The organism is Streptomyces milbemycinicus, assembly GCF_002154605.1.
GTDB classification, from domain to species: domain Bacteria; phylum Actinomycetota; class Actinomycetes; order Streptomycetales; family Streptomycetaceae; genus Streptomyces; species Streptomyces milbemycinicus.
In genome coordinates, this window is record NZ_MUNE01001276.1 from 1 (window position 1) to 445 (window position 445).

At 73.7% G+C, this 445-nt stretch carries 1 pseudogene; it reads right to left on the reverse strand.

The features are described 5' to 3' along the window. Positions 1-44 precede the first annotated feature (44 nt). Positions 45-445, reverse strand: a pseudogene (locus CCN51_RS52595) (SGNH/GDSL hydrolase family protein); the annotation flags it as partial.

A 445-nucleotide genomic window follows, 5' to 3' on the forward strand; every position in this document is an offset into this window, starting at 1 on the left:
ATCTGGGAGTGCGCATGGTCCGGCTCCTTGCGGGGCGCGGCGCGCTACCAGGTGATCCAGCTGTCCGGGATCGCCTCGTCCAGGCGGCGTACGTCGGACGGGGCCAGCACGCCCTTGGCCTTGAGCTCGCGTGCCACCAGGCGGGCCACCTCGATCGCGCCGTGCGGCTGGAAGTGGGTGTTGTCCTGCTTGCCGTCCGGGTAGTTGGGCGACTCCCCCGGGTCGAGCCAGTTGAAGCAGCCCTTGGTGCCCTCGGGCCCGAGCCGCTGCCACAGGGCGATGCTCGACGCCTGTACGTCGATCAGCGGCACCCCTTCGGCCCGGGCGAGGGAGCGCACCGCGTCGGGGTAGGCGCCGTGCGTGGGCCGGGCGGTGCCCGCCGCGTCGAACTTGCGACGCTCGACAGAGGTCAGCAGCACCGGGCGGGCGCCCCGGTCGCGCGCCC